Origin of the sequence: Clostridioides sp. ZZV15-6597 (assembly GCF_020657815.1) — a bacterium.
Taxonomy (GTDB): Bacteria; Bacillota; Clostridia; order Peptostreptococcales; family Peptostreptococcaceae; genus Clostridioides.
Genome location: NZ_JAGWCT010000187.1, coordinates 1 through 3,704 on the forward strand (window position 1 = coordinate 1; position 3,704 = coordinate 3,704).

Consider the following 3,704-nt stretch of genomic DNA (forward strand, 5'->3'; position numbering starts at 1 on the left):
TGTTGGACCTACTGCTCCATCTGCTCCTGTTGCTCCTGTATTTCCTGTTGGACCTACTGCTCCATCTGCTCCTGTTGGTCCTGTTACTCCATCTGCTCCTGTTGGACCTACCTCTCCATCTGGACCTGTTGCTCCTACTGCTCCTGTTGGACCTACTGCTCCATCTGCTCCTGTTGGACCTGTTGCCCCTATTGCCCCTGTTGCTCCTGTTACTCCATCTGCTCCTGTTGCTCCTGTATTTCCTGTTGGGCCTGTTACTCCTGTTGCTCCATCTGCTCCGGTTGCTCCTGTTACTCCATTTGCTCCTGTTACTCCTGTGTTTCCTGTTGGGCCTGTTATTCCATTTGCCCCTGTTGCTCCTGTTGCTCCTGTTACCCCTGTTGGGCCTGTTATTCCATTTGCCCCTGTTGCTCCTGTTGCTCCTGTTATTCCTGTTGTCCCTGTCGCTCCGGTTGCTCCTGCTGGACCAGTTGCTCCTGTTACTCCATTTGCTCCTGTTGCTCCTTTGTTCCCTGTTGGACCTGTTATTCCATTGGCTCCTGTTGCTCCTGTATTTCCTGTTGGACCTGTTATTCCATTGGCTCCTGTTGCCCCTGTTGCCCCTCTAGGCCCTGTTTCTCCAGTTGCTCCATTTGCTCCTGTTGCTCCTGTGTTTCCTGTTGGACCTGTTATTCCGTTTGCTCCTGTTGCTCCTGTGTTTCCTGTTGGACCTGTTATTCCATTGGCTCCTGTTGCCCCTGTTGCTCCTTTAGGACCTGTCGGACCTATTGGTCCCGTTGGTCCTACATCTTGATATAAACTTGGACCTGAATTATCTTTGTAATCATCCATATAATAAATTCTCCCTATTTTAAAATTAGAGCAATATTAGACAAGTATCTAATATTGCTCTATATAATTATATGAATAGACAATTTATTATGTGATAATACATCTATTTACTTATATCAACATCTATACCTTGTTTTTTAAATTCTGTTATATTATTAATTTCTTTACTCCAATCTTCTATTATTGGAGTTATTTTTAGTTTTTTAACATCTTTCTTAATTTCATATTCTAAAGAAGATTCAATATAATTACCTTTAGAGTAACTTAAGTCATAACCTCCTGCACCACTAAGTAATTCTAAATCTTTTCCTCTTCCATCTTTAAGTGCAAACTCAAGTATCTTTGGTGTATCATCACCTTTATTGAAATTATATTTGTTAGTTTTAAATCCGTAAATCACTCTGATTTTGGTAGGAGAAACCCTTACTTCTTTTAATACTAAATCAACATCAATATTTTTATTTTTTAATTTTACATTTTTATCTACATTATAAATTTTTGTATCTTTGACTATATTTGAACCATTTATACTTGTATTAAATTCCCATTGTCCACTAAGATATCCATTTAGGTGTTCACCTTCTACTCCTCCCATATTTCCTACCTCTATCTCTTTTGATGTTTTTATATCCTTATTTAACTCATATTCAACTTTATTTATACTTATATTTATATCATAGTCTTTATTTAAATCCACATTTTTTAGTAAATCAAAATTTTCGACATCCCCTTTTCCATCTCCATCTTTATCTAGATTATCAAGCTTACAAGTCATAACCATATTAGTAGTACCATCTTTATTTTTTTCTGATGTAGAAGGCCCTGTTATTGAAACAAAGTTCATATCTCCAACCTTTATTTTGATATCATCAATTCCTAAGAATCCTCCTTGTTTCTTTAAGCCCAAAGCATCTTTATCAAGTTTGCTATCATCAACACTTATATTTAAAAATAATTCTCCATCACCAAGCATAATCTCATTTAACTTTATATCTATTCCTTTATCTGTAGCAACATCATCTACAATATTTTTATAAGGTTTAAGTTCTTCAGTATCCTTATTAAAGAAATATTCTATCTGCTTTCCAAGATGTTGCATATATGCCAAGGTAGTTTCATTAGTAAATGCAGTTGAACCTAAAATAACTACTGATAATCCTCCTACTAAAGCATATCTCTTAAAATTATTCTTTTTACTATATTGAATCTTAGATTTCATTCTCTTCTTCATTTCATCCTTTTCTTCATTACTTAATACAATATCATCGTATTTTTCTATATCTATATTTGTTTCATTAAATAAACCAAATTTATCTTTCATAAAAACTCTCCTTTTATTCTATATTTTCTATATTTAAATCCTTAATTATCTTATCTATTATCTCTAAGCTTTCTTTTTATTTAAATGCAGTCTCAACTTCTTTCTTCCTCTTGATAATCTATTATGTAAGTTTTCAACAGTGGTTTCATTTTGTATAGCTATATCCTTTAGTGATATATCTTCTAAATAATACCTTCTAAAAATTTCTGCATCTTTATCATTTAATGTGCTTATAAGGTCATTTATTTCCTCTTCAATTTCTCTCATATCCAACTCTTTATCTATATATGGTATTTCTTCATGTTCTATATTTAAATAAGTATTATTACTTATATACTTTTTCCTATAATTAATTGCTCTGTATTTAGAAATAGAACCTATCCAGTTTTTAAAAGAGTTTTTTTCATTATCAAATTTTTCTATGTTATTCCAGATTGACAAAAGCACATCATCAACACATTCTTCCTCATAAATTCTAGCATCCATAAGAGTCCTTCTAACTATAGATGCTATAAAATTCCCATACTCATCTATAAGCATTTCCATACCCTTTTCTTTTTTCTTTATTATGTTTTTAATTATCAATTTATCCTCCAAGTTAACTCCTCCTTTGTAAAAGCTTCTACAACTACTAATACAATTAAAAATCGTATTTCCTATCAAATTTTTAAAATTTTTTTTATATTTCTAAACACAGAATCAAAGCTTGGATAAAACTATCAAAACAATTTTACTATGTTGAACTTATAGCTTGATACGAATACAAGATAACTCCAAATCAAACCCCAAAATAAAAAGATACCTCAATATAATTTATCAAAATTATATTGAGGTATCTATAAAATTAAAAAATTGCTTATCTATCTTCATCAGTTACATTAAATATATAAGGAACATTTCTATAGTAATCTTCAAAGTCAAATCCATATCCTACTACGAATTTGTCTTCTATCTCAAACCCACAATAATCTGGTACTAAATCAACCTTTCTTCTACTTGGCTTGTCTAAAAGTACACAACATTTTAAACTAGCAGGATTTTTAGCTTTTAGATGCTTTAAAACAAAATCCATAGTCAATGCAGAGTCAGTAATATCATCTACAACCAATACATCATATCCTTTTATATCAGTAGTTACATCGGAAACAACTTTAACCGTTCCAGTACTCTCTTCACTGTTTCCATAACTAGAAGTAGTCATAAAGTTAACTCTAAGAGGTAAATTTATATTTCTAACTAAATCTGCACAGAATATAAAACTTCCTTTTAATAGAGACACAATCATAAGATTTTTATTTTTGTAATCCTTCTCTATAATCGCTCCTAATTCTTTTAATTTATCATTAATTTTTTCTTCTGAATACAATACTTCCCATTTTTTTGTTTCTATATCCATAAAAAGACCTCCAATTGTAATAATCCTTCTTAATTTTATAAGAGATTGCTCACTTTTTCAATACTCTTATTCAATATTAGCCAATATTATTGAGTTTTTAAGCATATTCAACAATTATTAACAAGATATTATCTATTTTAAGTAAATCATATATCC

The 3,704-nt window shown here is 31.5% G+C and carries 3 protein-coding genes and 1 pseudogene; all 4 read right to left on the reverse strand.

Annotation, left to right across the window (positions count from 1 at the left end; translation table 11 throughout):
• A pseudogene (locus tag KGF52_RS20560) lies at positions 1–831 on the reverse strand (collagen-like protein); the annotation flags it as partial.
• 103 nt (positions 832–934) lie between these two features.
• Positions 935–2,152 (reverse strand): DUF4179 domain-containing protein, encoded by a 1,218-nt coding sequence (locus KGF52_RS20565; protein ID WP_227828332.1) that lies wholly within the window; start codon positions 2,150–2,152, stop codon positions 935–937.
• Positions 2,153–2,215: 63 nt separating this feature from the next.
• Positions 2,216–2,749: a sigma-70 family RNA polymerase sigma factor gene (locus KGF52_RS20570; protein WP_227828331.1), complete on the reverse strand. Its 534-nt coding sequence runs from the start codon at positions 2,747–2,749 to the stop codon at positions 2,216–2,218.
• Positions 2,750–3,008: 259 nt separating this feature from the next.
• Entirely contained in the window at positions 3,009–3,548 is a 540-nt protein-coding gene (hpt, locus tag KGF52_RS20575; protein ID WP_227828330.1) for a hypoxanthine phosphoribosyltransferase, read from the reverse strand.
• Between the last annotated feature and the right edge of the window lie 156 nt (positions 3,549–3,704).